Annotated in this window: 27 protein-coding genes; 16 read left to right on the top strand and 11 right to left on the bottom strand. The window is 28.8% G+C overall.

Annotated elements, in window-relative coordinates; all coding sequences use genetic code 11:
- The first annotated feature begins 83 nt into the window (after positions 1-83).
- The 11 genes from L8X97_RS00955 to mog all read left to right on the top strand — a co-directional run bounded on the left by L8X97_RS00955 (position 84) and on the right by mog (position 11,358).
- Positions 84-881 (top strand): cysteine ABC transporter substrate-binding protein, encoded by a 798-nt coding sequence (locus L8X97_RS00955; protein WP_375154872.1) that lies wholly within the window; start codon positions 84-86, stop codon positions 879-881.
- A gap of 2 nt (positions 882-883) precedes the next feature.
- The gene (locus tag L8X97_RS00960; RefSeq protein ID WP_263662478.1) at positions 884-2,098 is read left to right on the top strand and encodes an MFS transporter; all 1,215 of its coding nucleotides are present in this window, start codon (positions 884-886) and stop codon (positions 2,096-2,098) included.
- Positions 2,099-2,266: 168 nt separating this feature from the next.
- Entirely contained in the window at positions 2,267-2,431 is a 165-nt protein-coding gene (locus L8X97_RS00965) for a hypothetical protein (protein WP_263662413.1), read from the top strand.
- Positions 2,419-2,685, top strand: coding sequence for a hypothetical protein (locus tag L8X97_RS00970; RefSeq protein ID WP_263662414.1), 267 nt, complete (start codon positions 2,419-2,421; stop codon positions 2,683-2,685). Before L8X97_RS00965 ends, L8X97_RS00970 begins: the two co-directional genes overlap by 13 nt.
- 16 nt (positions 2,686-2,701) lie before the next feature.
- Positions 2,702-3,286: a bacteriohemerythrin gene (locus tag L8X97_RS00975; protein ID WP_263662415.1), complete on the top strand. Its 585-nt coding sequence runs from the start codon at positions 2,702-2,704 to the stop codon at positions 3,284-3,286.
- A 702-nt stretch (positions 3,287-3,988) separates the two neighbouring features.
- Entirely contained in the window at positions 3,989-5,395 is a 1,407-nt protein-coding gene (locus L8X97_RS00980) for a COG3400 family protein (protein WP_133318949.1), read from the top strand.
- Positions 5,396-5,402: 7 nt separating this feature from the next.
- Positions 5,403-6,461 carry a 3-dehydroquinate synthase gene (gene aroB, locus L8X97_RS00985; protein WP_263662416.1) on the top strand — a complete coding sequence of 353 codons (1,059 nt, stop codon included), beginning with the start codon at positions 5,403-5,405 and terminating at the stop codon, positions 6,459-6,461.
- Entirely contained in the window at positions 6,458-7,987 is a 1,530-nt protein-coding gene (locus tag L8X97_RS00990; protein ID WP_263659670.1) for a mechanosensitive ion channel family protein, read from the top strand. Before aroB ends, L8X97_RS00990 begins: the two co-directional genes overlap by 4 nt.
- Entirely contained in the window at positions 7,984-9,240 is a 1,257-nt protein-coding gene (gene mtaB / locus L8X97_RS00995) for a tRNA (N(6)-L-threonylcarbamoyladenosine(37)-C(2))-methylthiotransferase MtaB (protein ID WP_263662417.1), read from the top strand. Before L8X97_RS00990 ends, mtaB begins: the two co-directional genes overlap by 4 nt.
- A complete protein-coding gene (locus L8X97_RS01000; protein ID WP_263662418.1) occupies positions 9,230-10,828 on the top strand; it encodes an ATP-dependent metallopeptidase FtsH/Yme1/Tma family protein in 1,599 nt (532 codons plus the stop codon). Before mtaB ends, L8X97_RS01000 begins: the two co-directional genes overlap by 11 nt.
- 2 nt (positions 10,829-10,830) lie before the next feature.
- Positions 10,831-11,358 carry a molybdopterin adenylyltransferase gene (mog, locus tag L8X97_RS01005; protein WP_412175527.1) on the top strand — a complete coding sequence of 176 codons (528 nt, stop codon included), beginning with the start codon at positions 10,831-10,833 and terminating at the stop codon, positions 11,356-11,358.
- A gap of 12 nt (positions 11,359-11,370) precedes the next feature.
- On the opposite strand, the gene L8X97_RS01010 is transcribed toward mog, so the two are convergent.
- Genes L8X97_RS01010 through L8X97_RS01055 form a run of 10 tightly spaced genes read right to left on the bottom strand, consistent with a single transcriptional unit; the run spans position 11,371 to position 19,075 of the window.
- On the bottom strand, positions 11,371-11,748 hold the full coding sequence (locus L8X97_RS01010) for a rhodanese-like domain-containing protein (protein WP_263662420.1): 378 nt from the start codon (positions 11,746-11,748) through the stop codon (positions 11,371-11,373).
- Positions 11,748-12,083: a rhodanese-like domain-containing protein gene (locus tag L8X97_RS01015; protein WP_263662421.1), complete on the bottom strand. Its 336-nt coding sequence runs from the start codon at positions 12,081-12,083 to the stop codon at positions 11,748-11,750. The genes L8X97_RS01010 and L8X97_RS01015 overlap by 1 nt, the downstream gene beginning before the upstream one ends.
- Positions 12,080-13,909 (bottom strand): molecular chaperone HtpG, encoded by a 1,830-nt coding sequence (gene htpG, locus L8X97_RS01020; protein WP_263662422.1) that lies wholly within the window; start codon positions 13,907-13,909, stop codon positions 12,080-12,082. Before htpG ends, L8X97_RS01015 begins: the two co-directional genes overlap by 4 nt.
- Positions 13,910-13,920: 11 nt before the next feature.
- On the bottom strand, positions 13,921-14,289 hold the full coding sequence (gene crcB, locus L8X97_RS01025) for a fluoride efflux transporter CrcB (RefSeq protein ID WP_263662423.1): 369 nt from the start codon (positions 14,287-14,289) through the stop codon (positions 13,921-13,923).
- A complete protein-coding gene (locus L8X97_RS01030; protein ID WP_263662424.1) occupies positions 14,286-14,975 on the bottom strand; it encodes a lysophospholipid acyltransferase family protein in 690 nt (229 codons plus the stop codon). Before L8X97_RS01030 ends, crcB begins: the two co-directional genes overlap by 4 nt.
- Positions 14,953-16,158, bottom strand: a complete 1,206-nt coding sequence (locus tag L8X97_RS01035; RefSeq protein ID WP_263662425.1) for a hypothetical protein — start codon at positions 16,156-16,158, stop codon at positions 14,953-14,955. Before L8X97_RS01035 ends, L8X97_RS01030 begins: the two co-directional genes overlap by 23 nt.
- Positions 16,152-16,802, bottom strand: a complete 651-nt coding sequence (gene purQ / locus L8X97_RS01040) for a phosphoribosylformylglycinamidine synthase subunit PurQ (RefSeq protein WP_263662426.1) — start codon at positions 16,800-16,802, stop codon at positions 16,152-16,154. The genes L8X97_RS01035 and purQ overlap by 7 nt, the downstream gene beginning before the upstream one ends.
- Positions 16,799-17,035 (bottom strand): phosphoribosylformylglycinamidine synthase subunit PurS, encoded by a 237-nt coding sequence (gene purS, locus L8X97_RS01045; protein ID WP_220566240.1) that lies wholly within the window; start codon positions 17,033-17,035, stop codon positions 16,799-16,801. The genes purQ and purS overlap by 4 nt, the downstream gene beginning before the upstream one ends.
- 8 nt (positions 17,036-17,043) lie before the next feature.
- Complete coding sequence (gene purC / locus L8X97_RS01050) at positions 17,044-17,751, bottom strand: phosphoribosylaminoimidazolesuccinocarboxamide synthase (protein WP_133318981.1); 708 nt, start codon at positions 17,749-17,751, stop codon at positions 17,044-17,046.
- A 7-nt stretch (positions 17,752-17,758) separates the two neighbouring features.
- The gene (locus tag L8X97_RS01055) at positions 17,759-19,075 is read right to left on the bottom strand and encodes a S41 family peptidase (protein WP_318529583.1); all 1,317 of its coding nucleotides are present in this window, start codon (positions 19,073-19,075) and stop codon (positions 17,759-17,761) included.
- Between the two features lie 206 nt (positions 19,076-19,281).
- Between L8X97_RS01055 and L8X97_RS01060 the strand changes: the two genes are divergently transcribed.
- The 5 genes from L8X97_RS01060 to L8X97_RS01080 all read left to right on the top strand — a co-directional run bounded on the left by L8X97_RS01060 (position 19,282) and on the right by L8X97_RS01080 (position 26,110).
- Positions 19,282-21,855, top strand: a complete 2,574-nt coding sequence (locus tag L8X97_RS01060) for an ATP-dependent Clp protease ATP-binding subunit (protein WP_263662427.1) — start codon at positions 19,282-19,284, stop codon at positions 21,853-21,855.
- A 159-nt stretch (positions 21,856-22,014) separates the two neighbouring features.
- Complete coding sequence (locus tag L8X97_RS01065; protein ID WP_263662428.1) at positions 22,015-23,154, top strand: hydrogenase small subunit; 1,140 nt, start codon at positions 22,015-22,017, stop codon at positions 23,152-23,154.
- A 2-nt stretch (positions 23,155-23,156) separates the two neighbouring features.
- Entirely contained in the window at positions 23,157-24,872 is a 1,716-nt protein-coding gene (locus L8X97_RS01070; protein WP_263662429.1) for a nickel-dependent hydrogenase large subunit, read from the top strand.
- Positions 24,873-24,887: 15 nt separating this feature from the next.
- Positions 24,888-25,580 (top strand): Ni/Fe-hydrogenase, b-type cytochrome subunit, encoded by a 693-nt coding sequence (gene cybH / locus L8X97_RS01075; protein ID WP_133318933.1) that lies wholly within the window; start codon positions 24,888-24,890, stop codon positions 25,578-25,580.
- Positions 25,577-26,110: a HyaD/HybD family hydrogenase maturation endopeptidase gene (locus L8X97_RS01080; protein WP_220566245.1), complete on the top strand. Its 534-nt coding sequence runs from the start codon at positions 25,577-25,579 to the stop codon at positions 26,108-26,110. The genes cybH and L8X97_RS01080 overlap by 4 nt, the downstream gene beginning before the upstream one ends.
- A 22-nt stretch (positions 26,111-26,132) precedes the next feature.
- On the opposite strand, the gene L8X97_RS01085 is transcribed toward L8X97_RS01080, so the two are convergent.
- Positions 26,133-26,555: a PepSY-like domain-containing protein gene (locus L8X97_RS01085; protein WP_133318931.1), complete on the bottom strand. Its 423-nt coding sequence runs from the start codon at positions 26,553-26,555 to the stop codon at positions 26,133-26,135.
- Positions 26,556-26,639: the final 84 nt, after the last annotated feature.

Below are 26,639 nucleotides of genomic sequence, written 5' to 3' on the forward strand. Positions count from 1 at the left end.
AAAAAAATAATATAAGGTTTAAAAATTTAAATTTTTAATCATAAGGATAAAACATGAAAAAAATTTTTCTTTTATCATTTTTGATGGCACTTTTTTTTAGTGCATGCTCAAATTCGAGCTCTAATGAAAATTCCATAGAGAAAATCAAACAGCAAGGTGTAATCCGTATAGGTGTATTTGGCGATAAACCTCCGTTTGGTTACCTAGACGCACAAGGGAAAAATCAAGGTTATGATGTATATTTTGCTAAACGCATAGCAAAAGAGCTTTTAGGAGATGAGTCTAAAGTGCAATTTGTACTTGTTGAAGCAGCAAATAGAGTAGAATTTTTAGAATCAAATAAAGTAGATTTAATCTTAGCAAATTTTACAAAAACCCCAGAAAGAGAAGCTGTGGTTGATTTTGCATTACCTTATATGAAAGTTGCTCTTGGGGTGGTGGCTCCTAAAGGATCAGATATTGAAACTTTAGATGATTTAAAAAATAAAACTTTAATTTTAAATAAAGGCACAACAGCTGATGCGTATTTTACAAAAAATATGCCAGATATTAAAACGATTAAATTTGATCAAAATACAGAAACTTTTGCAGCTTTAATTGGTAAAAGAGGTGATGCGTTAAGTCATGATAATGCATTGCTTTTTGCTTGGGCTAAAGAAAATCCAAATTTTGAAGTAGTGATTAAAGAACTTGGAAATCATGATGTTATAGCTCCTGCTGTAAAAAAAGGTGACGAAGCTATGTTAAATTTTATCAATGATTTGATTTTAAAATTACAAAATGAACAATTTTTCCACAAAGCTTATGATGAAACTTTAAAGCCGTTTTTTAGTGATGATATAAAAGCTGATGATGTAGTAATTGAAGGTGGCAAAATTTAATGATGCAAAAAGCTTTTAAAAATACCATCTATGCTTCCTTAGGTGGTATTTTAGAATTTTATGATTTTGTTTTATTTATCTTCTTTGCAAGTGTTTTTGCAAAAATTTTCTTTCCTCAAAATGATGATTTTTGGCCATTAATCTATACTTATGTAGCCTTTGGGGCAGGGTATTTAGCCAGACCTTTTGGTGCTGTTGTTTTAGCGCATTTTGCAGATATAAAAGGGCGTAAGAATGTTTTTTATATTAGCATGCTTTTAATGGTTGTACCAAGTTTTGTTTTGGCCTTTTTACCTACTTATGAAAGCATAGGACTTTTGGCTACTTTTATGCTTTTTGTTATTAGGATAGCCCAAGGATTAGCCATAGGAGCTGAAGTTAGTGGTGCTTGGATTTTTGTGAGTGAATTTGTGAGTAAAAAAAGACTTGGTTTGGCACTTGGTTTTATTTCAGCGACTTTGACTTTAGGTTTATTGCTTGGAAATTTAGCGACTTTGACTATATATGCGTATTTTGATAAAGAAGAAGTAGAAAGCTTTGCTTGGAGAATTCCTTTTTTTATAGGAGGATTTTTTGGTATATTGGCTTTATTTTTACGCACGAAATTGAATGAAACACCAGCTTTTAAAAATATAAAAGCAAAAGAAAAAATTTTAAATTTCCCACTTTTGCAGGCTTTAAAAACACATAAAAAAAGTATGTTAATATGCGCTTTACTTACTGTGGTTTTAACAAGTGGGGTGGCTACTTTAATGATACTGCCACAATATTTTGAAAGCTTATTAGGAGTTAGCAAAACTACTGCTTTGTTATATCAAAATTTGGCCATAGTGATGATCATACTAGGAAGTTTAGCGCAAGGATATTTAGCAGATTTTTTAGGACATTTTAAAATTTGTTTGATTTTCACTTTACTTTTTGGAATTTTTGGCATTAGTTTTAGCTTTTATAATGAGTGGTTTTTGTTATTTTATTTGCTTGCTTGTTTTGCACAAGGTATTATAGCTTTTGCTCCTATTTTTATGACTCAAATTTTTACCACAGAGTTAAGATCGAGTGGTCTTTCTTTTGCTTATAATATTTCTTATGCAATTTTGGGTTTTATAACCCCTTTTATTGTTAATTTTGTATATAAGGAGTATTTTTATATTTATATTATTTTTATAATTATTGCTAGTTTGCTAAGTTGTTTTTTAAATAAATTTTTTATTAAATAATTATATATATATTTTAATATTTGTTTTATAGATAATACTATTATATTTACACTACAAAATAAGGAATATTATATATGAAAATATGGACTCAAAAATATACCGTTTGGAATAGTATTATTGATATACAACATAAAAGCTTATTTGATTTAGCTAAAGAAATTTATTTTTATGAAAAATAATCATGTAAGTATTAATGAAGTTAGAATGCTTTCGATTGAATTTTTAAAACAACTTAAAGATCATGCAAAATATGAAGAAAAATATATGAAAAGGATTGCTTACCCATATATCGATATACATATAAAAGAGCATAAAAAAATATGTCTTCATTAGCTTCTTTAGTTAAAAACACATCAAACATAAATGAATTTAAAACAAAATTTAGTGATTTTATAGATGATAATATCATTAAGCATATTTTAGAGGAAGATATAAAATATGCTAATTTTAAGAAAAAAGAATATGTTCTTTATACTTGTGGATGCTTAAATAAAAAATATAAAATTTCACATAATATGCATCTTAAAATTTTTAATGGTGCTAAGTATGATTGTAAAATTTGTCAGCAAAATATTCGATTGATTTAATCGGGGGGGGGGATATATGGTAAGTAATTTTCCCACTTGGAATGATGAATATTGTTTAGGCAATGAAAAAATAGATTTACAGCATCAGAGATTTTTTGCTTTAACTTTAGAAGTTTTTAGACTTTCAAATAGACATATTTATAAAACAGAATTAAAAAAAGTATTAATGGAGTTATTTTCATATATGAAAAATCATTTTGATGATGAAGAGGAATATATGAGAGAAATTAAATATCCATATTTAGATGAGCATATAATAATGCATAAAAATATTGTAAAATCTATGAAAAGTCTATTATATGAGTGTTGTAGTACTAATGAACTTAAAAATGAACTTTATAATATAGTATCATCATGGTTTTTTAATCATTTTAGTATACATGATATGAAAATAAGAGATTATGTTCAAAATTCATCTAATCAAAATTTATCAAAACAAAACGAGATGATAAAAAGCGAAGAAATATTTGAGTATACATGTGATTGTATTGGTGTTATCCATAAAGTGAATTATGATTTACATATGAAAATAAATTATTTAAATATATCTTATAAGTGCAGCAAATGCTCAAAAAAGTTGGAATTAAAATCAAATGCATAGAAAGTTATCTAGTTGATTTTTAAGTTAAATAGTATATCTAACATAGTAGTTTATTAATTCATTATCTTTTTCCGAGGCATGTTGTAGTAGAATTTATAGTTTGAAGCAACATAAACTACCGTCTGCTAAACTATTTTTTTATTAAATTTATTAAAATTTATAAATAATAAATTTTTTATTGCAATTACTATTTGTATATCAATAGCATTATTTTACAAAAATTTCTCTCTTTTTGATATTTTTATTTCACTTAAATAGTTGATTCTTGTAAGTTTTATTTTTATTTTGTCTTTAAATATTGTTTTTTATAAAAATTGTTTTATTTAAATGATATAATTTTTATTTTTAAATCTTTAAAGTAGTTTTAGATAAAATGAACTTTTTCTTGTTGATATATTTTAGTTTTAAGATGTTAAATTATTTCTAAATTTGTGATAATTTTATCCAAAAAATATATTATACAGTTTTTTAAGTAGATTTTAATTGACATGTGAGGAATATTTTATTATATCTCTTTAACTTTAAAATCCTTTTATAAGCTAAATAAGTATCCATCATTAAGATTTTTACTGAATGAAAAATAATAATTTTTGTTAATTTAAAAAGATATATTAAGTAGTGGAATATATTTTGAAAAAACAAAAACTTTAAAATATAAACTATAACTTTGCTATAATTATACTTTATATTTTAGAGGTGTGAATGAATAAGATTTTATTACTAGCTGATGGACCTTTTGCGAAAGATTTTTTAAAGAAAATTTATAATAACAAAACCTTCAAAGAGTCTTTGAGTGTTGTGTATTATAATGATGATAGCGTAGACTTAGACTTAGAGAATGAACAAATTTCTTTTTTTAAATTTGATCCTACGAGTTTGATTAAGCTAGAAAATTTATTAAAAGAAAATTTTCATCAAGCTATTATTTATATGCAAGAAGAAGCAGATACATTAGCTTGCTATAAAAATTTAAGAAAATTATACCCAAGATTAAATATAGTTATTATGGATTTGTGGAATAGCCAAATTGATGATAATTTTTGTGAAGTAATTAATATTTATGATACTTTAAGTACAAGATTGACAGGTTGTTTGGATAATATGCCTTCAATGGCACAATTTATAGGGCTTGGACAAGGTGAGATTATGGAAGTTAAAATTCCTGCAGGATCAAGCTTTGCTTATAGGCACATAAGCTCTATTAGTCAAAAACGCTTTAAAATTGTAATGGTTTATAGAAATAATGAATTTATTCTGGCAAGACCTGGGCTTATTTTAATGCCAAATGATAGCATTTTAATCGTAGGTGATCCTAAAGTTTTGCAAAGTGTTTTTACTAATGTTAAAACAAGCTTAGGACGCTTTCCATCGCCTTTTGGAGATAATATACTTTGTATTATAGATATGAAAAAAATGAGTGAGTTTGCTATAGAAAAGCTTATTTTTGCAAGCTTGCTTTTGCATGTAAGAATCAATAGCAAAAAACTTTATTTTAAGGTGATTAATCCTACTTTAACTCCTATGTATTATAAACTTAAATCCTTGCATAAAAATAGCACTGAAGTGATATTTGACTTTGAAAGCACAAATATAAAAAACATTAAACCTTTTGTGGAAAATACTAGCATAGGTTTGCTAGTGGTGGAGGATTATCTTTTTGAAAAAGAAAAAAGTTTTCTTTTTACTTTAAAACTTCCTGTGTTAAAAGCAGGTAAAGGGGATTTTGCAGATTTAAAATCTTCTGTAGTTTTAAGTTCAAATTTTGAAGATGTAGAGGGTATTGCCTCTATTATGCTTGATTTTAACAAGCAAATTCAACTAGGCCTTGCCTTGTATTACTATGCTTTAAAATTAAATAAAGCCGAAATTTTTGAATATCATCAGTATTTTGAAAGCCTTTCGAAACTTCATGATGAAAAATTACTTTTGATAGAAGAAAAAGAACATAATCCTATTAATAAATTTTCTTACAAACAAAATATATTGCATTTTGTACCATTTAATGAAAAAATTTTAGGAAACAATTTCAATAAAATTTTAAAAACGGATTTAAATACGATATATTATAAGATGAATAAAAATTATCAATTGTTTATACCATCATTGTGAGAAAAGAATGCAAGTTAAGTTAAATTTAGATAAAAATACAAGTTATAATGTCTATATAAATGAGCTAGAAAAATTAAATTTTGATACTAAAGTCGTGATTTTAACTAATGAATTAGTAGCAAAATTACATTTAGATACGCTTTTGGAAAAAATTCAAGCTAAAGAACTTTTTGTTATAAAAATCAAAGATGGTGAAGAGTATAAAAATTTACAAACTATAGAATATATCTTAGATCAAATGTGTACTTATAAGTTAGATAGAAAAAGCTTGCTTATAAGCTTTGGTGGCGGGGTGATCTCTGATATGGGTGGTTTTGTAGCAAGTATATATCAAAGAGGGATAGAATTTATCAATATCCCAACAACTTTACTAGCTTGTGTGGATGCAAGTGTGGGTGGTAAAACCGGGGTAAATAATAAATTTGGTAAAAACTTAATAGGTACTTTTTATCAGCCAAAAGCGGTGTATTGTGAGAGTAAGTTTTTAAAAACCTTACCTTCAAGAGAACTAGCTGCTGGCATGGCTGAATTTATCAAAATGGCTGTGGTTTTTGATGAAGCAATTTTATCTTTTTTAGAAAATTTAGATGAGGATAAATTTTTAAATACTAAACTTGATGATATTACCTTGGCTCAAATCATCCAAAAAAGTATAGAACTTAAAGCTAATGTGGTTTCACAAGATGAAAAAGAAAGTGGCTTAAGAATGCTTTTAAATTATGGTCATACTTTTGCTCATGTTATAGAAAATCAAACAGGATATAAAAAGTACTTACATGGTGAAGCCGTGGCTATAGGTATGAACATGGCAAATATTCTAGCTTTAAATTTGGGGTTATTAAGCGAGCAAGAATGCCAAAGAGTACAAAAATTGCTTGTGAAATTTAAATTACCCATATCTTATAAAATTTCAAATATAGAAGAGTTTTATAATGCCTTTTTCTTAGATAAAAAAACACATTTTCAAAAGATTAATTTTGTTTTAGCTTGTGGTTTAGGAAAAGCTTGTATAAAAAATGATATATCTAAAGAAGATATTTTACACACTTTAGAGGTGTTTGCATGAAAAAAATTATATTGATTTTGCTCTTACCCTTTACATTACTTTTAGCGCAAGATGATATAGAGCATTTAGAACAAAAATTAAATGAATTACATAATAATTTAGCATATAATACTTGGATAATTAAATATAATAATTTTAACATTTACAGAAAAACTCAAGATGAAATTTTGGCTTTAGAAAAAGAAAGTTTAAAAGCTAATGAACGCAATAAAAGTATTATAGAAAGACAAATTTTAATTTTAAAAGAAAGACTAGAGCTTTTAAGTGAGTATAAAAGTGCAAATTTTTCTAAGATGGTTTTGGCACCTGAAGAAGTTGATAAAATAGATAAGCTAACTAATCCTTTAGCTATTATTTCAGCATACTCACATATAAAAAAATTAAGACGCGACAAAGAAGAATATGTCAATCTTTTAAATAGTTTTAAGCAAACTTTAGATGAGCTTATAAAAGAAAATGTTTTAGTAGCTGAAATAGCTAAATTATCTTCTAATAAAGAGCATGATGAATATTTAAAAATATCCAATCAAATGGTTAGAGATTTTTCACAAACTTTGCGTTTTGGAGAAATTTCTTATTCTGTGTATGAGAAAAAAATTCAAGAAGAGATTGAAAAAACAACAGCTTCAATTAAAATTCAGGGTGTAAGAGCTTTCAATATAGTTTTGGCTATTGTTATAGTTGTAGCCATAGCATTTTTACTCAAATTTATAGCTAGAAAATATATAGGCGATAATGATCGCTTTTATACAGCAAATAAAATCATTAATTTTATTAATATCAATGTAATTGTTTTAATCTTGCTTTTTGGATATATTGAAAATATCAGCTATTTAGTGACCGTTCTTGGTTTTGCTTCTGCTGGTTTGGCTATTGCTATGAAAGATATGTTTATGTCTATGCTTGGTTGGTGTGTGATAGTTTTTGGTGGAAGTTTTAGAGTGGGCGATAGGGTGAGAGTTTTTCAAAACAATACACATTATATCGGCGATATAATTGATATTTCATTTTTAAGAATAACTTTGTATGAAGATATATCTTTACTAACTTATACAGATAATCGAAGAAGTGGTAGGATAATTTTCATACCAAATAACTTTATTTTTACCAATCTTATATCAAATTATACTCATCATGGGATGAAAACAATTTGGGATGGACTTGATATTACTTTAACTTTTGATTCAAATCATCAAAAAGCCTTAGATATAGTAGAAGAAATCGTTATAAAAGCTTCCAAAGGCTATACAAAAATTGCAAAAGAATCCATGAATAAATTAAGAAATGAATACAGCATTAGAAATCCTAAAGTAGAACCTAGGTTTTTTACATTTTTAGAAGGTTATGGTATGAGAATTTCTGCTTGGTATATGACAAATTCTTATGCGGCCTTGGTTTTAAGAAGTAATATAAGTAAAGAAATTATCAATGAATTTAATAAACATGATGATATAAAAATAGCCTATCCATCGCAAAATTTATATATGGCAAAACATGAATTTATAGAAAATAAGGAAGATATTTGAAAAAAAAGGTATATTTTAAAACTTTTGGTTGTAGAACTAATATTTATGATACGCAATTATTAAAAACTTATATTAAAGATCATATTGTCACACAAAATGAACAAGAAGCTGATGTGATAGTGATAAATTCTTGCACGGTTACAAATGGTGCTGATAGTGGGCTTAGAAGTTATATTAATAGTGTAAAAAAAAATGGAGTTAAGGTTATACTTACAGGCTGTGGTGCTGTAAGCAAGGGAAAGGATTTTTTTGATAAAAAAGAAATTTTTGGAGTTTTAGGAGCTTCTAATAAAGATAAAATTAACGAGTTAATCTCACAGGATAAAGCCTTTTATGAGCTTGGAAATTTACGCTTTATCGATACAAAAATCGTAAGTAATTATGAAAATCACACTAAAGCTTTTGTAAAAATTCAAGAAGGATGTGACTTTGCTTGTAGTTATTGCATAATCCCAAGTGTTAGGGGTAAATCAAGAAGTATGCCAAGTGAGGAAATAATAAAACAAATCAAACTTTTGGCTCAAAATGGTTATAGTGAAGTAGTTTTAACGGGTACTAATATAGGAAGTTATGGTTTAAAAGATAAAACTACACTTGGAAAATTACTGCAAGAAATAGGCAAGATTAATGGTATAAAAAGAGTAAGACTTGGGAGTTTAGAACCTGCTCAAATTGATGAGAGTTTTAAAGAAATTTTAGATGAACCTTGGCTTGAAAAGCATTTACATATTGCCCTACAACACACCCATGAGAAAATGCTACGCATTATGCGTAGAAGATCACACACGCAAAATGATTTAGCATTGTTTAATGAGTTAAATCAAAAAGGTTTTGCTTTAGGAACAGACTTTATCGTGGCACATCCTGGGGAAAGTGAGTTGATATGGCAAGAAGCTTTAGAAAATTTCAAACAATTTAAACTCACACATATCCATGCTTTTATTTTCTCACCACGCGATGGAACGCATTCTGCTTCTATGAGTGAGCGAATTAATGGTGATATAGCCAAAGAAAGATTAAATATTTTAAAAGATATAGTCGCACAAAATAATTATGAGTTTAGAAAAAACCAAAAAAATATTTTAGAAATTTTAGTCGAGAGTAAAAAAGATGGTTTTTATGAAGGCTATGATCAATTTTTTAATAAAATCAAAATTACAAGCAAAGAAGATATTGCTAAACAATGGATAAGTATTGAAAAATATGAATGCAAAGAAGATTGTAACTATGTAAGGTTAGAGGATGAAAAATAAAAAGATTATCTTAGCTTCATTTTTATTGCTTTGTGTTTTTATATTGATTGCATTTTTAAAAAATCAACCAGATTATATTAGCAAGGCTGCTTATGAAGAGCTTTTAGAACAAAATTTAATCCAAAAGGCTATAGTAGAAAATAATGAAATATTATTAAAAAGCAAAGAAGGAAATTTTTTAATCGCTAAAGATGTAGTGGATTTAAATGCTTTGTGGCAAAAAATTCCTTTAGAATATGCTAAAGATTATGATTTGAGTGAGTTTTTTTTGATATTTATTTTACTTGCTTTTCTCATAAGCTTTTTACTCTTTCTTAATAAAAAAAACAAAGATAGGCAAAATTTACTTTCTTTAGAAAAAAATATTTTAGAAAAAAATGAACAAAATAATACCATACAAGATGTAGTAAGTGAAGTTAAATTTAAAGATGTAGCAGGGGTTGATGAGGCTAAGGTAGAGCTTTTAGAAATCGTTGATTTTTTAAAAAATCCTCAAAAATATAAAGATTTTGGTGTGAAAATGCCAAAAGGGGTTTTGCTAGTAGGGCCTCCTGGAGTGGGTAAAACCTTGATAGCAAAAGCAGTAGCAGGTGAAGCTGGGGTGCCATTTTTTTATCAAAGTGGGGCTAGTTTTGTAGAAATTTATGTAGGTATGGGTGCAAAAAGAGTTAGAGAGCTTTTTTTAAAAGCTAAATCAAAAGCTCCAAGTATTATTTTTATAGATGAAATTGACGCAGTTGGTAAAAGTAGAGGGGATTTTTCTAATGTAGAAAGAGATAATACTCTAAATCAGCTTTTAACTCAAATGGATGGATTTGAAGATAATAGTGGTGTTATAGTGATGGCTGCTACAAATAAAATCGACCTTATGGATAATGCGTTATTAAGATCAGGGCGTTTTGATAGAAGAATTTTTATATCTTTGCCTGATTTTAAAGATAGAATGCATATTTTGCAAAATTATATGAAAGAAAAAAAATCTAGCGTAGATTTAGAAAAAATTGCAAAAGCTAGTGTGGGTTTTAGTGGAGCTGCCTTGGAGACTTTAGTTAATGAAGCGGCTATTAATGCTATAAGAAGAAAATCAGATTTAATAGAAGAAAATGATTTTTTTGCAGTGCTTAATAAAGTTTTAATGGGTAAAAAAAAGATTTTTTCTCTAAGCGACAAAGAAAGAAAAATTCAAGCCACATATCAAGCAGCTAAATCCTTGTGTGCTTTTTATTTTGATGTTAAATTTGAAAAAATTACCCTAATTGAAGATAGGTTTAAAGAATATGAAAATACTATCAAATCAAAATCAGAATTATTAAATAAAATAAAAGTTTTTTTAGCAGGTTCAGTTGCTATGGAGCTTATTTTTAATGAAAGTTACACTAATGCACAAAGTGATCTTTTAAAGGTTAAAGAATTGCTCGTTTTTATGGAAACTTTTGCTATGGCAAATGAGGGTTTATTACAAGAGCAAAAGCAAGAAGTGAAAGAATTTTTAGAATTAATGAAAGAAAAAGTAGTGAGATTAGCTAGTATTCTTTTAGAAAATGAAAAAATAGAAAAACAAGATATAGAAAAAATCATAATGGAGTGAAAATGGTAAAAATAGGAATTTTGGTACTTTCAGATAGAGCAAGTGGCGGAGTTTATGAGGATAAATCCGGAGTAGAGATAGAAAAAATTTTAGATTCTTATATAAAAAATGAAAAAAGCTTTTATTATGAGCTAATTCCTGATGAGTATGATTTAATCATAGAAAAATTAGCTTATTTGGCTGATGAAGTAAAATGTGATTTGATTTTTACTACAGGAGGTACGGGGCCTGCTTTGCGTGATGTGACACCAGAGGCAACACAAGCAGTGTGTGATAAAATGCTTCCAGGTTTTGGGGAGTTAATGCGTGCAAAAAGCTTAGAATATGTACCAACGGCTATACTTTCAAGACAAAGTGCAGGTATAAAAGGAAAATCATTAATTATTAACTTACCGGGTAATCCAAAAGCTATAAGAGAATGTATTGAACCTATATTTCCTGCTATTCCTTATTGTGTGGATTTAATAGGTGGAGCTTATATTGAAAATAATGAAGAAGTAATTTCTGTGTTTAGACCAAAGAAAAAATAAGTCTAGTTAGACTTATTTTGAGGTTTCATAGCCTTGTGATAAAAGTGCATTCATACCACCTTTTAAATTAGTAACTTCTATGCCATTTTGATCTAGTAAAGCAGAAGCCTTAGCACTTCTTGCTCCACTTCTGCAAACTATAGCGATAGGTTTTTTACTTGAAATCTTTTTAATTTCCTCAATGAAATTTTTATTCAAGCTTCCATCTTCATTATAAAAGCTAATTTTAATAGCATTTTTTATTGTGCCAGTTTGTGCCCATTCGCTAGGTTTTCTAATATCGATTACTTGATAATTTTCCAAAATATCCGCATTAATATCTATATTTTTAACTTCTGCTAAAACAAAACTAGTATAAAGCATTAAAGATAAAAGTATTTTTTTTATCATTAATTTTCCTTTTTTGTAGCTTCATAACCTTGTGATAAAAGTGCTACCATGCCACCATCTAAATTAGTGCATTCTATACCTAGAGCATCTTCTATCATTATAGCAGTATGTTTGCTTCTTGAGCCTGTAGCGCACACAAAGGCTATGTTTTTATTTTGATAATCTACTTTTTTTTTAAACTCTTGGATAAAGTTTTCATTCATAAAGCCATTATCATCGCAAAGTGCGATGAGTATAGCTTCTTTTATAACCCCATTTTTCCATTCGCTTGGGGTTCTTACATCTATAATGCAAAATTCGTGCAAAATATCTTTAGAAATAGCTATATTTTTCATTTTTCTAAAGCCTTGGAAACGATTTTGCTTAAGGCATTGTTAAATTCGCTAGGGTTATCTATACCCATACCTTCGCTAAGTTTAGCCATATTTAGAAGAATATGCGCCATTTCATTGGCTAAAGTATCATTTTCTTTTAAGGCTTTTAAAATTTCATGATTAGGGTTGATTTCAAGTATAGGTTTAACTTGCTGTTCTTGCCCCATTTGTTTAAGAATTTGTTGCATAGCAAAATCAGGTTTATTTTGATCATAAACAATACAACTTGGACTATTTGAAAGTCTTTGGCTAAGTTTTACCTCTTCAACTTCATCTTTTAAAACTTCTTTTATTTTGATGAGTAAGCTTGTAAATTCAGCCTTTTGTTCTTCGCTAGTTTCTTCACTAGCTAGATGGTTAATAGCGCTAAATTTTAAACCTTCAAATTCATCCATCATAGGCATAACTATGGTATCAATTTCCTCATCAAGCAATAAAACATTGATATTTTTTTGTTTATAGCTTTCAAGAAGCGGAGAATTTCTTAAAAGTTTTTCATTTTTTCCACTAATATAAAAAATTTCATTTTGACCTTCAGCTAGGTTTTGTTTATACTCTTCAAGATCAATTAATTCTTCTTTATTTGAGTTTTTAAAGTATAAAAGCTTAGCTATAGCGTCTTTATTTTCGCCAAAACCATATAAACCTTCTTTTAAAACTTTTCCAAAATTTTCATGGAATTTAAGATAATTTTCTTTATCTTTCTCTTTGAATTTTTTAAGTTCAGCTAGGATTTTTTTAACACTTGCTTCTTGAACGCTTTTTAAGATTTTATTTTCTTGTAAGATTTCACGACTAACATTAAGCGGTAAATCTTCTACATCAATAATCCCACGCACAAATCTTAGATAAGTTGGTAATAATTCTTTATCATCATCACTTATAAAAACTCTTTTAACATAAAGTTTTAAACCACTTTTATAATCTACTCTATAAAGATCAAATGGAGCTTGTGCAGGTATAAAGAATAAAGAATTATACTCTATAGAACCTTCAGCTTTTGTGTGGATATAAAGCATAGGTTTGTTTGAATCATGGAAGTTTTGTTCATAAAATCTTTCATAATCCTCAGCTTTTAAACTTGCTTTATTTTGCCTCCATAAGGCACTTGCTGTATTAATTTGAGTGTTTTTTAATTCTTTTTTAGGTTCTTTTTCGCCTTCTTCTAGTGGTAAATATTCTTCTTTTTCCATGAAAATAGGAAATTGTATATGATTTGAATATTTTTCTACTATGCTTTCAATGCGGTATGAGTTTAAAAACTCTTCATCTTTTAAATGCAAGGTTATGCAAGTGCCTTGTTCATCTTTATTTGCATCTTCTATTTCATAGCCACTAGCATCAGAAGTCCAAAGATAAGCTTTGTCATCTAATGCTTTTTTGCTTAAAACTTCTATTTTAGAAGCTACCATAAAAGCAGAGTAAAAGCCTACACCAAATTGTCCTATAAGTTGAGAGTCTTTTTTGGCATCACCACTTAAGTTTTCTAAAAAGCTTTTTGTACCACTTTTAGCAATGGTTCCAAGATGATTGATTAAATCGTCTTTATTCATACCTATACCATTATCACTTATAGTTAAGGTTTTTGCTTCTTGATTGAAATTAATTTGAATTTTTGGCTCAAATTTTAAATTTTTATAAGCATCATCACTCACGCTTAAATAACTAAGTTTATCAAGTGCATCACTTGCATTAGAAATAAGCTCTCTTAAAAAAATTTCTTTGTTAGAATACAAAGAATGAATCATAAGTTGTAAAAGTTGATTAACTTCAGTTTGAAATTGCATTTATATCTCCTTTATTTAAAAATTAAAAAACCAATCCATACTGCCAAAAGACAAAGGATAACATTTAAAATAATATTTATAAAAAAGTGAAAATAATCACCATTTTGCAAAAATAACAAATTTTCATAAGAAAAAGTTGAAAAAGTTGTAAAGGCACCCAAAAAACCAGTGTTAATTAAATTTTTAGTAAAAATATGCACACCTTTAGAATTTGCATAAGAAAAAAATAAACCTATTAAAAATGATCCTATTATATTGACCATTAATGTCCCATAAGGAAAGTTATGAGGAATGATTTTATTAAAAAAGTTGCTAGTAAGCATTCTGGATATGGCCCCTAAAAAGCCTCCAAAACCTACAGCTAAAATCGTACCAATCAAGCTTGTGACCTTTCGCTATCTAAGATTGTTTGCATTTTTTCTCTAGTTTGCTCAAGCCAATCATCTTTACTTGTATCGACAAGATCTAGAAATATCACTTTTAAAACACCACTATTTGCACTAAAATTTTGGGTATCTAAAATTTTAGCTGAATCAATAATTACCACAGGTTGGACTTTTAACTTAAGCTTTTCACTTAAAATTTTAGCTCCGACTTTAAATTTTAAAAGTTTTTGTGTTTTAGATCTTGTGCCTTCTGGAAAAATGGCTAAAATTCTATCCTCATTTAATCTTTCTTTGGCTTCTTTTAAAAGCTTTACTAGACCCTTTGGACTTCTATCTATACAAATAATTTTTGGTTTTTTAATCAAAGTTTTAAAAACAGGGAGTTCGCCTAGTTCTTTTTTAGCTATCCAAGATATATTTTTTGGGCATAAATCTTCCAAAACAACTATATCTAGTAAGCTTTGATGATTGATTAAAAGCAAATTAGCTTGAGGGTGTATAGAACCTTGGGTTTGAATTTTATAGTTTATTACATATTTTTGCAGTTTTGACCATACTTTTCTGATTTTCCAAATTTTTTCTTGCGATTGCAATAATAAAAAGGCAATACATAAAAATATAATAGATAAAATAAATTCTACCCAAAATATTAAAGCTTTAAATCTTTGATAAATCTTCACTTTTCACCCAGCCTATTTTTCCATTATTAAATAAAATTTTTCTGTATTCATCTCTTGAATCTAACACTTCTACTTCTTGTTTGTATTTCCCAGAATAAAAATGAGTTGAGTTTAGAGTTGGTAAAATTTGTACTTTACTTTCAGCTTTTAATATAGCTTTATATATGTTATTTTGAGCTAAAAAACTTGCTATTAGAGTCAAAATTGCCAAACCTAAAGCTGTGTAGCTTTTTTTAAATACAAACCATAAAGCGAAAATACCGCACAAGCTCCATAAAAAAACTTGTTTGTAAAAATTAAAATCATTAGTTTTTGGATTTAAATCACTTTGTGTACTTATACTATCTTCTTTAAGTTCTATTTTTAAGGAAAAATCTTTTAATTTTTTAGAATTTAAATTAAAGTAAGAAAAATCAAAACGCGTTTTACTTTTATCTAAAATAGCATAATAAAATCCACTTTGTTTTTCAAAATCGCCTTTAATAGCCTCTACACCTTGTTTTTGGATATCTTTTATGTTAAAACTTGCTAGATTTGTGTTTTCTCCTGCAAGTTCTATAAATAAAATTATATTATCATTATCAAAACTACTCGCTTTTACTTGTTTAACTTCCAAATTGCTTGCAACTATATGTGAGTATTTATTAGAAGGAGCATCGATTTTTTTAAGTTTAATGGGCTTTATAATTAATGATGAGCTTTGAAAAATATGATCATTTCTGCTTAATGAAACGATGATTTTGTTTAAACTAGCATTTAAACTTTTAGCTTCAAACCATAATTTTGTATGATATGAATTAGCCTTTTGTTCCCAAATAGGATTAGGATTGATCCAAAGCATATCATCACTTTTTTCAAAACTCACATTTAAATCAAAACTCACATTAGTTGTGGTAATAACCTCAAGATCTATAGTAAAAGCCTCATCTATATAGACTTCATCGGTGTATTCTTTTGCGTTTAATACTAAAGAACCTTGAGGGATGAAATTTTCATCATCGATTTTACTTTCATAATTACTCTCATCACTTGGAGCGATAGTTTGATAAATTTGCTTAGCTTGATCATCTAATTGATTGTAATTTTTTTCTAAAGTGTTATAATCTTCAAAAACACTATTTTCTTGAGCATATAAGTTAAAAGTTAGCAAAAAAAGACAAAAAAATTTGAAGGTTTTTAGCAATTTAAAAATCCTTCAAACATTTTAAGTCCTGCTTTTGATCCAAGAATATCATCGCACATTCTTTCAGGATGTGGCATTAATCCAAAGACTTTTTTATTTTCATCACAAATTCCTGCTATATCGTTTAAAGAGCCATTTGGATTATTGATATATCTTAGTAAGATCATATCTTTATCTTCTAGCATTTTAATACCATCTTCGCTATTAAAATAATTTCCTTCTCCATGGGCAATAGGTAATTCTATGATATCATTTTTTTGAAAATTTTTCAAAAAAGCATTATTATTTGATACTACTTGCAATGCTTGCATCTTAGAAATAAAACTTAAACTATTGTTATGTTTCATAGCTCCTTTTAAAAGTCCAAGTTCTAATAAAATTTGAAAGCCATTGCATATGCCTAGGACATAGCCACCTTTTTGAACATGCTCTTTAAGTGTTTTCATAGCAGGAGCAAGTTTTGCAATAGCAGCACATCTTAAATAATCTCCATAAGAAAAACCTCCAGGTAATACGATTAAATCTGCACTAAAATCTTGTCTTTCATGCCAAATGATTTCAGTTTTTACCCCTAATTTTTCAAAGGCATAAGCTGTATCAAACTCACAATTAGTTCCAGGAAAACGAATAATAGCTACTTTCATAATATTATCTCATAATCTTCTATCACAGTATTTGCAAGTAATTCTTTACACATTAAATCAACTTGTTTAAAAACTTCTTCTTTATCATCACAAGCTATATCAAAACTAATTTGTTTTGAGGTTTTAACATTTGCAATATTATTAAAATCCAAAGAATGCAAAGCCTTTTCTATGGCTTTGCCTTGAGGATCTAAAACCCCATTTTTAAGTGTGATATTTATAGTTACTTTCATTATTTTTCCTAACTTAAAATTCTTTTTAATACTTCTTCGTAAGCCATTTTTACATTACCTAAGTCTTGTCTAAAGCGATCTTTGTCTAATTTTTCATTAGTTTTGCTATCCCAAAATCTACAGCTATCAGGACTAATTTCATCAGCTAAGATCATATTTCCTTCATTATCAATACCAAATTCTAATTTAAAGTCAATCAATCTTAAGCCTTTAGATTCAAAGAATTTTACTAGAATAGAATTGATATGTCTTGCGGTATTTTTGATTAATTCTAAATCTTTTTCACTTTTTACTAGATTTAAAATCAAACAATGCTCATCATTGATGATAGGATCACCTAAATCATCATTTTTATAACAAAACTCAACTACAGCAAAAGGTAAAATCGTGCCTTCTTTAATGCCTAATCTTTTCGTTAAAGATCCTGTAGCTACATTTCTAGTAATAACTTCAATGGGTATAATATTACATTTTTTAACAATTTGTTCTTTTTCACTGATGGTTTCTACTAGATGGGTTTTAATGCCTTCTTTTTCTAAGAGATGAAAAATTTCAGTACTAATTTTACAATTTAATGCACCTTTTCCTGCTTCATTACCCTTTTTTTCTGCATTAAAAGCTGTTAAATCATCTTTAAATTCTGTGATGAGTAAATTCTCATCATCAGTTTTAAACATTTTTTTACCTTTTCCTTCATATAAAAGATCTAATTTCATAGCCATTTTACTCTCCTTTTGTAATGTTTAAAATTTTAATTGCATCTATTGCGGTTTTTAGTTGTATGTCATTATTAATTTGTTCTTTGGTAATGATATTTTTATCTTCTTTGTTGTCTTTTTTCTTTTCTTGATGTCCGATTTTATCTAGTTCAGCTTGTAAGTGTTTTTTAAGATCACTTTCTTTGATCTCAAAGCCGTGATTTTCTTCTTTACTTACTTTTCCTGGAAATACTTCTATATCAGGATTAACTCCAACAGCTTGTATAGTTCTACCACTTGGTAAATAATATTTTGCTATAGTAAGTCTCAAGCCTTCTTTACCTTTTTCATCCATAGGTAATATAAGTTGCACACTACCTTTTCCAAAGGTTTTTTCTCCTATGATAATAGCGCGTTTAAAATCCTGCAAAGCCCCACTTACAATCTCGCTCGCACTTGCACTGCCACCATTTACAAGCACTACTAAAGGTGCATTGGTGATTTTTTTACTAGGATTTGCTTTAAATTCTACATTCTCGCTTTCAATTTTACCTTTTTGTGAAACGATTACTCCTTTATCTACAAAAAGATTTACTAAACCCACTGCTTGATTTAAAATACCGCCTGGATTGGTTCTAAGATCTAGTATAATTCCTTTTGTATCAGAATGTTTTTTGATCGCTTTACTAGCTTCATCTACAACATTTTTATCAAAATTAGTCACTCTTAAATAAAGTAAATTTTCATTTTCAATTAATTTTGTATAAACACTATCTACTTTTATGATATCTCTTTTTAAATTTACATCAAATGGCTTTGCATCGCCTTTTCTATAAATAGTTAGAGTAACCTTTGTTTTGGGCTCTCCACGCATTTTAGAAACAGCTTCATTTAAAGTCATACCTAAAGTCGATTCATTATTGATTCTTAAGATAATATCATCAGTTTTAATACCTGCTTTATCCGCTGGACTTCCTTCTATAGGAGCTACAACACTAATTGCTCCATCTTTTTGGGTAATAGTAAAGCCAAGTCCACCAAATTCCCCATTAGTTTGTTCTTTAAGTTCTTTATAACCTTTTTCATCTAAGAAGGAAGAGTGGGCATCTAAATTTGTAAGCAAACCTGCTATGGATTTATCAACCAAATCTGTATAATTAACATCATCAACATAATATTGCTCTATGATAGACATAGTTCTTGTAAGTTTAGATAAAGCTTCTATTTTTTTTTCTGCTTCGCTAGGAGCGGGATTTTTAGCTTGCAAGTTAGTAAAAATAAAAGAAGCGGTTATTAAACTACAAATGCTAGCTGCGATAATAAGATTTCTTTTTGTCTTCAAAGGAAAAACTCCAAAATAAATATGAATTCATAAAATAATTATCTAATTTTAGTTATTTTTGCTTAAAAAATCGTAAATAAAGTAAATATTTTTATGATATTAGTGTATATATATAAAAAATTATTTATAAATATAACTAAATAAACTTGACAATAATAGACTAAAGTTATATAATACACTTCATATAAAAGTAAAAAGGAGTAAAAATGGCAAATATACAAGATTTTTTAACAGATTCTATGCTTTCAAATATAGAAAGTGCAATTTCTTTGGCTATTCATTCTAAGAATAGTGAAATAAAACCTTTGCATTTATTATGGGCTTTAAGTGTTGATAGCTCTAGTTTGCTTAATCAAGTTTTTAATAAATTAAATGTTTCTAAAGAGGCATTTGAGTTAGAAGTAAAAAGTAAAATTTCATCTTTTCCTACTAGCTCAAATGTAAATAAAGATAATATTAAATTTTCAAATGAATTTATTAATTCTTTAGAAAAAGCAAAAGGCTTGGCTTTAGAAAATAAAGATAGTTATTTAGCTGTGGATATGTGGCTTGTTTCAGAAAGTGCTAGCGGGGTTATTAAAGAACTTTTGTCTAAATTTGTAGATTTAAATGAGTTTAAAAAAGAATTGGAATTTATTAGAGCAGGAGCTAAAATAGAAACTAAAACAAGTGATGAAACACTTGATTCTTTATCTAAATTTGGTATTGATTTGACTATGAAAGCTAAAAACAATGAGCTTGATCCTGTTATAGGTAGGGAAGAAGAAATTCAAAGATTAATGCAAATTTTAATCAGAAAAACTAAAAATAATCCTATTTTATTAGGTGAGCCAGGGGTAGGAAAAACTGCTGTGGTGGAAGCTTTAGCACAAAGGATAGTAAAAAAAGATGTTCCTACTTCGTTGCAAAATAAAAAAGTTATAGCTTTAGATATGAGTGCTTTAATAGCAGGGGCAAAATACAGAGGTGAATTTGAAGATAGATTAAAAGCAGTTGTAAATGAAGTAATAAAACATAAGAATGTAATTTTATTTATAGATGAAATTCACACCATTGTAGGTGCAGGTGCAAATGAAGGGAGCATGGATGCAGCAAATATTTTAAAACCTGCTTTAGCAAGAGGTGAGCTTCATACTATAGGTGCTACAACCTTAAAAGAATATAGAAAATATTTTGAAAAAGATGCAGCTTTACAAAGAAGATTTCAGCCTGTAAATGTAGCTGAACCTAGTGTAAATGAAGCTTTGGCTATGCTTAGAGGTATAAAAGAAAAATTAGAAATTCATCATAATGTAACTATCAATGATAGTGCTTTAGTGGCAGCTGCAAAGCTATCTAAGCGTTATATAGCTAATAGATTTTTACCTGATAAAGCGATTGATTTAATTGATGAGGCTGCAGCGGAATTAAAAATGCAAATAGAAAGTGAGCCAAATTCTTTAAGAAAGGTTAGAAAGCAAATTGAAAGTTTGGAAGTAGAAAATGAAGCTTTAAAAATGGAAGAAAATGAAGCTAATGAAAAAAGATTAGAAGAGATTAAAAAAGAATTAGCAAATTTAAAAGAAGAGCAAATCAAACTTAATGCTAAATTTGAAAATGAAAAAGCAGTATTTAATGGTATAAGTGCAAAGAAAAAAGAAATCGATACTTTAAAAAATGAAGCTATTTTGGCTAAAAATAAAGGAGATTTCCAAAAGGCTGCTGAAATAGAATATGGCAAAATTTTAGAGTGTGAAAAAGAGGTTTTAAATTTAGAAGAAAAATGGAAACAAATGACCCAAGAAGGAGTTTTGCTTAAAAATCAAGTAGATGAGGATTTAGTAGCTGGTATTTTAAGTAAATGGACAGGCATTAGTGTGCAAAAAATGCTCACTTCTGAAAAACAAAAATATTTACATATTCAAGAGTATTTACAAGAAAGCGTCATAGGGCAAGATGAGGCTTTGAGTGCTTTAGCTAAAGCTATTAAGCGTAACAAAGCAGGGTTAAATCAAGCAACTAAGCCTATAGGAAGCTTTTTATTTTTAGGGCCAACTGGAGTAGGTAAAACAGAAAGTGCGAAGGCTTTGGCTAAATTTTTATTTGATGATGAAAAAGCTATGGTGCGTTTTGATATGAGTGAATTTATGGAAAAACACAGTGTATCAAGACTTTTAGGTGCACCTCCAGGATATATAGGGCATGAAGAAGGTGGGGAATTAACTGAAGCTGTTAGAAGAAAGCCTTATAGTGTGATTTTATTTGATGAAGTAGAAAAAGCCCATAAAGATGTATTTAATATACTTTTGGGAATTTTAGATGATGGTAGGGCTACAGATAGTAAAGGCGTAACGGTCGATTTTACTAATACTATCATTATCTTAACTTCTAATATAGGTGCAAAATTTATTATGGAGTTAAAGGGCGAAGAAAGAGAAAAAGCTATCAAAGAAGCTCTTAGAAGCTTTTTTAGACCTGAGTTTTTAAATCGTTTGGATGATATTATTACTTTTAATCCTTTGGGAGAAAGTGAAGCTGAAAAAATAGTTAAATTGCTTTTTAATACCTTGCAAAAAAGTCTTGAAAATAGAGGTATTAAAGCAAGCTTGAGTGATAATGCTGCTAGGTTAATAGCAAAGGTTGGTTTTGATGTGGATTTTGGTGCAAGACCATTAAAAAGAGCTTTATATGACATGGTAGAAGATAAATTAAGTGATATGATATTATCGGATGAATTAAATGAAAATGATGAGATTATTATAGATTCTAAAGATGATGAAATCATCATTGTTAAACAATAAGCAAGTGTAATACTTGCTTATTTAGAGTAAAATTATCTTAATAATACTAAATTGTAAATACTTCGTATATTTGATTAAAAAATTATCATTTTTTATCTATTCTTAACAATAAATATTTTAAAATCTTTAATGATATTTCTATAATTTAAGGAACAACAAATGAGTGATTTAGATATTTTTAATCGCCGTTTAGACGCATTAGAAAAACTTCCTCTTTTGAAAAATGAGATTTCTATCTCTAAAGCCTTAGAGCAATCAGGTTTTTCAAGAAGAGATTTTATGAAATGGGCTAGTGCTATGACTGCATTTTTAGCATTACCTGCTAGCTTTACTCCAGTAGTTGCAAGAGCTGCTGAGCTTAGTGATAGACTTCCAGTGATTTGGCTTCATATGGCTGAATGTACAGGGTGTTCTGAAAGTTTGTTAAGAAGTGATGCTCCTACCATTGATAGTTTGATTTTTGATCATATTTCTTTAGAATATCATGAAACTATAATGGGTGCTGCAGGTTGGCAAGCTGAACATAATCTTGAAGCTGCTATGGAAAAATACAAAGGTAGATATATCTTAATGGTAGAGGGTGGTATACCAACAGGTGCTACAGAAAACTTTTTAACTATAGGACCACATGGAAAAACAGGAAGACAATTAGCAGAACAAGCCTGTAATAATGCTTTAGCTATTTTTGCTATAGGTACTTGTTCAGCTTTTGGTGGTATCCAAGCTGCTAGACCTAATCCAAGCAATGCTGTAAGCTTAAGTAAAGTAACAAATAAAACAGTTATCAATGTACCAGGTTGTCCTCCAAGTGAAAAAAATATTATAGGTAATGTGATTCATTACATATTGTATCAAACATTGCCAGCACTTGATGCCTATAATAGACCAAAATGGGCTTATGGGTTAAGAATTCATGATCTTTGTGAAAGAAGAGGACGCTTTGATGCGGGTGAATTTGTGCAACAATTTGGTGATGAGGGAGCAAAAAAAGGATATTGTCTTTATAAAGTAGGTTGTAAAGGCCCTTATACTTTTAATAATTGCTCAAGAGAGAGATTTAATCAACATACTTCATGGCCAATCCAAGCAGGACATGGTTGTATAGGCTGTTCTGAACCTGATTTTTGGGATACTATGGGACCTTTTGAAGAAGTGATGGCAGGAAGATTATTTGATACTGTTTATGGCTTGGGTGCTGATAGCATTTCAGATAAAATTGGTATAGGTGTGCTTTGTGTAACAGGCGTAGCTGTTGCTGCGCATGCTGTAATTGCTTCATTAGAAAAAAATAAGGATTAAAAATGTCAAAAAGAATTATTATAGATCCACTTACTAGAATAGAAGGACATTTAAGAGTTGAAGTAGTGGTTGATGAAAATAATATCATTAAAGAAGCATATTCAGGATCAACTTTATGGAGAGGGATTGAAACTATTGTAAAAGGTCGTGATCCAAGAGATGCAGGCTTTTTAACTCAAAGAATTTGTGGTGTTTGTACTTTTTCACATTATAGAGCAGGGATTATCGCAGTAGAAAATGCTTTAGGTATTACTCCGCCATTAAATGCAGTTTTAACTAGAACTTTAATGAATGCAGCTTTATACATGCATGATCATCCTGTGCATTTTTATCAACTTCATGGTCTTGATTTTGTTGATGTTGTAAGTGCTTTAAGTGCTGATGTAAAAAAAGCAAGTGATGAAGCATTTAAATATACTGATATGCCTTATGCAACAGGTGCAGATAAGCTTTTAGAAGTTCAGCAAAGACTAAAAACCTTTGTAGATAAAGGAAATCTTGGACCATTTGCAAATGCTTATTATGGACATGCGACTTATCGCTTTACTCCTGAGCAAAACCTTATTGCGCTTTCACATTATTTAGAATGTTTAAGAATTCAAAGAACAATAGCTCAAGCTATGGCGATTTTTGGTGCTAAAAATCCTCACCCACAAAGTTTAACTGTAGGCGGTGTAACTTGTGTTATGGATCTTTTAAACCCATCAAGAATGGCTGAATATATAACTAAATTCCAAGAAGTAGCTGATTTTATTAATCGTGCTTATTATCCGGATTTAATCATGGCAGCTAAAGCTTACTCTAAAGAAGCAAGTGTATTAAATGATGTAGGGGTAAATAACTTCTATACTGAGAGAGAATTCCAAATTTCAAGTGATGAATGGTTGTTTGAAGGTGGTATTATTAGAAATGGTGATTTGAGTAAGGTTGAAGAAGTAGATGAAGCTAAAATCACTGAAGAGGCTACAAGATCATGGTATGCAGACAATGAAGCTTTACATCCTTATGATGGTAAAACTAATCCAAACTATACAGGCTTAATTGATGGTGAAAGCATTGATGATAAAGGCAATATGATTCATAGTAAGGTATTTGATATTAAAGGCAAATACAGCTGGATTAAAGCTCCAAGATATGAAAATTTACCTATGCAAGTTGGACCATTAGCAAATATTTTAGTAAATTATGCTAAGGGTAATAAAATTGTAGTAGAAGCGGTTGATTCTTTCTTAAAAGCTACGAATTTACCAGTTCAAGCACTTATGAGCACTTTAGGAAGAACAGGCGCTAGAGCAATTGAAGCTAAAATTATTGCTGATCATGGTTTAAAAGCATTTGATTCTTTGGTTGAAAATTTAAAAACAGATGAAAGTACTTGTGCTACTTATGTAATTGATAAAAACAAAGAATACAAAGGTAGATTTATGGGAAGTGCACCTCGTGGTGCATTAAGCCATTGGTGTAGGATTAAAAATGGTGTAATTGAAAATTGGCAAGCAGTAGTTCCTTCTACTTGGAATGCAAGTCCAAAAGATGCAAATGGAGTAGGTGGTAGCTATGAACAATGTCTTATTGGTATGAAACTAGCTGATGTTAAACAGCCTTTAGAAGTAATAAGAGCTATTCACTCTTATGATCCTTGTATAGCATGTGCAGTACATGTAATGGATACTAAAGGTAATAATCTTAGCGAGTATAAAGTTAATGTAAATTTATAAGGAAAGGACTTTAGTATGGATTCTAAACATTCCTTAAAATCAAACAGAAAGGCTGAATACGAATTTAGTATCGGTCTTCGTTTTACACATTGGTTAAGAGCGGTTGCAATCGTGATTTTAGTGGGAACTGGATATTATATTTCTTATGTATTTCAAGCTCCTTCTATTTCATCTGAACCGACTTTATTTATGCAGGCAAAATACCGCATGGTGCACCAAATTTTTGGTTTTATCTTAATAGCTTGTGTGATTTTTAAAACATATTTGTTCTTTTTTGATTCAAAAAGTGATGGCGAGAGAAAGAGTATAAAAGATATTTTTAATGTAAAATTATGGATAGAGCAGATTAAATTTTACATTTTCCTAGGAAAGCACCCGCATTTACAAGGTGTATATAATCCTTTGCAATTTGTAACTTACCTTTTCTTTTATCTTGTTATGTTTGGGCTTATTTTAACAGGTCTAATCCTTTATATGCATGTATATCATGAAGGCTTGGGTGGATTTTTATATAATATCTTAAGACCTATTGAGGTAATGTTGGGTGGATTGGCTGATGTTAGAACCTATCATAGAATTTTAATGTGGGTTGTGTTGATTTTTGTTCCAGTGCATATTTATATGGCTGTATTTAACTCAGTTAAAGGTAAAGATGGTGCTTTAGATGCTATCTTTAGCGGTTATAAATTTGTAAGAGAAAATCGTTGAAACTTCTAGTTTTAGGTATTGGTAATATTATGTTTGCAGATGAGGGCTTAGGCGTTCATCTTTGCAAACTTTTAGAAAAAAATTATAAGTTTTATCATGAAAAAGACTCGGTGAGTTTTGTAGATGGTGGAACTTTGGCTTTACAACTTAGCTATATTATAGCCGAATATGATGAAATGATTGTGATTGATTGTATTGCAGCAGATGATGCTAAGATCGGAGATATTTTTTTCTTTCCTTATGATGCAATGCCAAAAAAAGTTAATTGGAGTGGTAGTGCGCATGAGGTTGAAATGCTTCAAACTTTACAATACATGGAACTTATGGGAGATTTACCTAAAACTCAAATTTTAGCTTGCGTGCCAAAGCGTATAGAGCCATTGAGTTTTGAACTTTCAAAAGAAGTCTTAAATGCTTTAGAAAAAATGGAGAAAATTTTACTTGATTTTTTAGAGAAAAAAGGCTTTACTTACAAGAGAGTTGCTAATTATAATATACAAGAGCTTGCTTTAAATTCTTATAAAAGCTAAGCAAAAAAGCTTAGCTTAAATTCTAATCATCAAATTTTTGTCCTAAGAAATTTCCATTTACATCAGTATAAATTTCCATCATATTATTAAGTTTGAATTTATAACCTTGAATTTCTTTTTCAACTTTAATTATACTTGCATTTGGGTGCATTTTTTTAATCGTTGCTAAAACATTTGGACTTAAAAAAGAAGTATCAATTGGTCTGTATTTTGCATCGATTTCTTTCCAATCTCCATTGATAAAAAACTCAAGCTCAGTTCCATTGTCTAAATAAACATCAAAGCTATCAATATCTTGTTTAACTAAAGCAATGTTTGAACCTGTAAAATGTTTTTGTATGAAATTTTTAGAATTTGCTGGTAAAGCATTAACTCCTACAATCATATCTTGTGCAAAAACAAAACCTGCAGTAACTAATGTTGCTAAAGCTATTTTTAATTTCATTTTTTATCCTTTATGTTGAATTATTTATGAAATCATATTGCTATTGAGTGAATTTTGTGTGAACTTAAAAGAAATAGCAAGTAT

Origin of the sequence: Campylobacter sp. CNRCH_2013_0671h (genome assembly GCF_025773055.1) — a bacterium.
GTDB lineage: Bacteria > Campylobacterota > Campylobacteria > Campylobacterales > Campylobacteraceae > Campylobacter_D > Campylobacter_D lari_D.

Excerpts from the sequence above, each read along its gene's own strand:
- L8X97_RS01085 (WP_133318931.1), bottom strand. The coding sequence starts at position 26,555 with ATGAAATTAAAAATAGCTTTAGCAACATTAGTTACTGCAGGTTTTGTT.
- L8X97_RS01010 (WP_263662420.1), bottom strand. The coding sequence starts at position 11,748 with ATGATAAAAAAAATACTTTTATCTTTAATGCTTTATACTAGTTTTGTT.
- L8X97_RS00965 (WP_263662413.1), top strand. The coding sequence starts at position 2,267 with ATGAAAAATAATCATGTAAGTATTAATGAAGTTAGAATGCTTTCGATT.
- L8X97_RS00955 (WP_375154872.1), top strand. The coding sequence starts at position 84 with ATGGCACTTTTTTTTAGTGCATGCTCAAATTCGAGCTCTAATGAAAAT.
- purQ (WP_263662426.1), bottom strand. The coding sequence starts at position 16,802 with ATGAAAGTAGCTATTATTCGTTTTCCTGGAACTAATTGTGAGTTTGAT.
- L8X97_RS00975 (WP_263662415.1), top strand. The coding sequence starts at position 2,702 with ATGGTAAGTAATTTTCCCACTTGGAATGATGAATATTGTTTAGGCAAT.
- aroB (WP_263662416.1), top strand. The coding sequence starts at position 5,403 with ATGCAAGTTAAGTTAAATTTAGATAAAAATACAAGTTATAATGTCTAT.
- L8X97_RS00960 (WP_263662478.1), top strand. The coding sequence starts at position 884 with ATGCAAAAAGCTTTTAAAAATACCATCTATGCTTCCTTAGGTGGTATT.
- mog (WP_412175527.1), top strand. The coding sequence starts at position 10,831 with ATGGTAAAAATAGGAATTTTGGTACTTTCAGATAGAGCAAGTGGCGGA.
- L8X97_RS01000 (WP_263662418.1), top strand. The coding sequence starts at position 9,230 with ATGAAAAATAAAAAGATTATCTTAGCTTCATTTTTATTGCTTTGTGTT.
- purC (WP_133318981.1), bottom strand. The coding sequence starts at position 17,751 with ATGAAATTAGATCTTTTATATGAAGGAAAAGGTAAAAAAATGTTTAAA.
- L8X97_RS00970 (WP_263662414.1), top strand. The coding sequence starts at position 2,419 with ATGTCTTCATTAGCTTCTTTAGTTAAAAACACATCAAACATAAATGAA.
- L8X97_RS00980 (WP_133318949.1), top strand. The coding sequence starts at position 3,989 with ATGAATAAGATTTTATTACTAGCTGATGGACCTTTTGCGAAAGATTTT.
- purS (WP_220566240.1), bottom strand. The coding sequence starts at position 17,035 with ATGAAAGTAACTATAAATATCACACTTAAAAATGGGGTTTTAGATCCT.
- htpG (WP_263662422.1), bottom strand. The coding sequence starts at position 13,909 with ATGCAATTTCAAACTGAAGTTAATCAACTTTTACAACTTATGATTCAT.
- L8X97_RS01065 (WP_263662428.1), top strand. The coding sequence starts at position 22,015 with ATGAGTGATTTAGATATTTTTAATCGCCGTTTAGACGCATTAGAAAAA.
- L8X97_RS01060 (WP_263662427.1), top strand. The coding sequence starts at position 19,282 with ATGGCAAATATACAAGATTTTTTAACAGATTCTATGCTTTCAAATATA.
- L8X97_RS01070 (WP_263662429.1), top strand. The coding sequence starts at position 23,157 with ATGTCAAAAAGAATTATTATAGATCCACTTACTAGAATAGAAGGACAT.
- L8X97_RS01015 (WP_263662421.1), bottom strand. The coding sequence starts at position 12,083 with ATGAAAAATATAGCTATTTCTAAAGATATTTTGCACGAATTTTGCATT.
- cybH (WP_133318933.1), top strand. The coding sequence starts at position 24,888 with ATGGATTCTAAACATTCCTTAAAATCAAACAGAAAGGCTGAATACGAA.
- L8X97_RS00990 (WP_263659670.1), top strand. The coding sequence starts at position 6,458 with ATGAAAAAAATTATATTGATTTTGCTCTTACCCTTTACATTACTTTTA.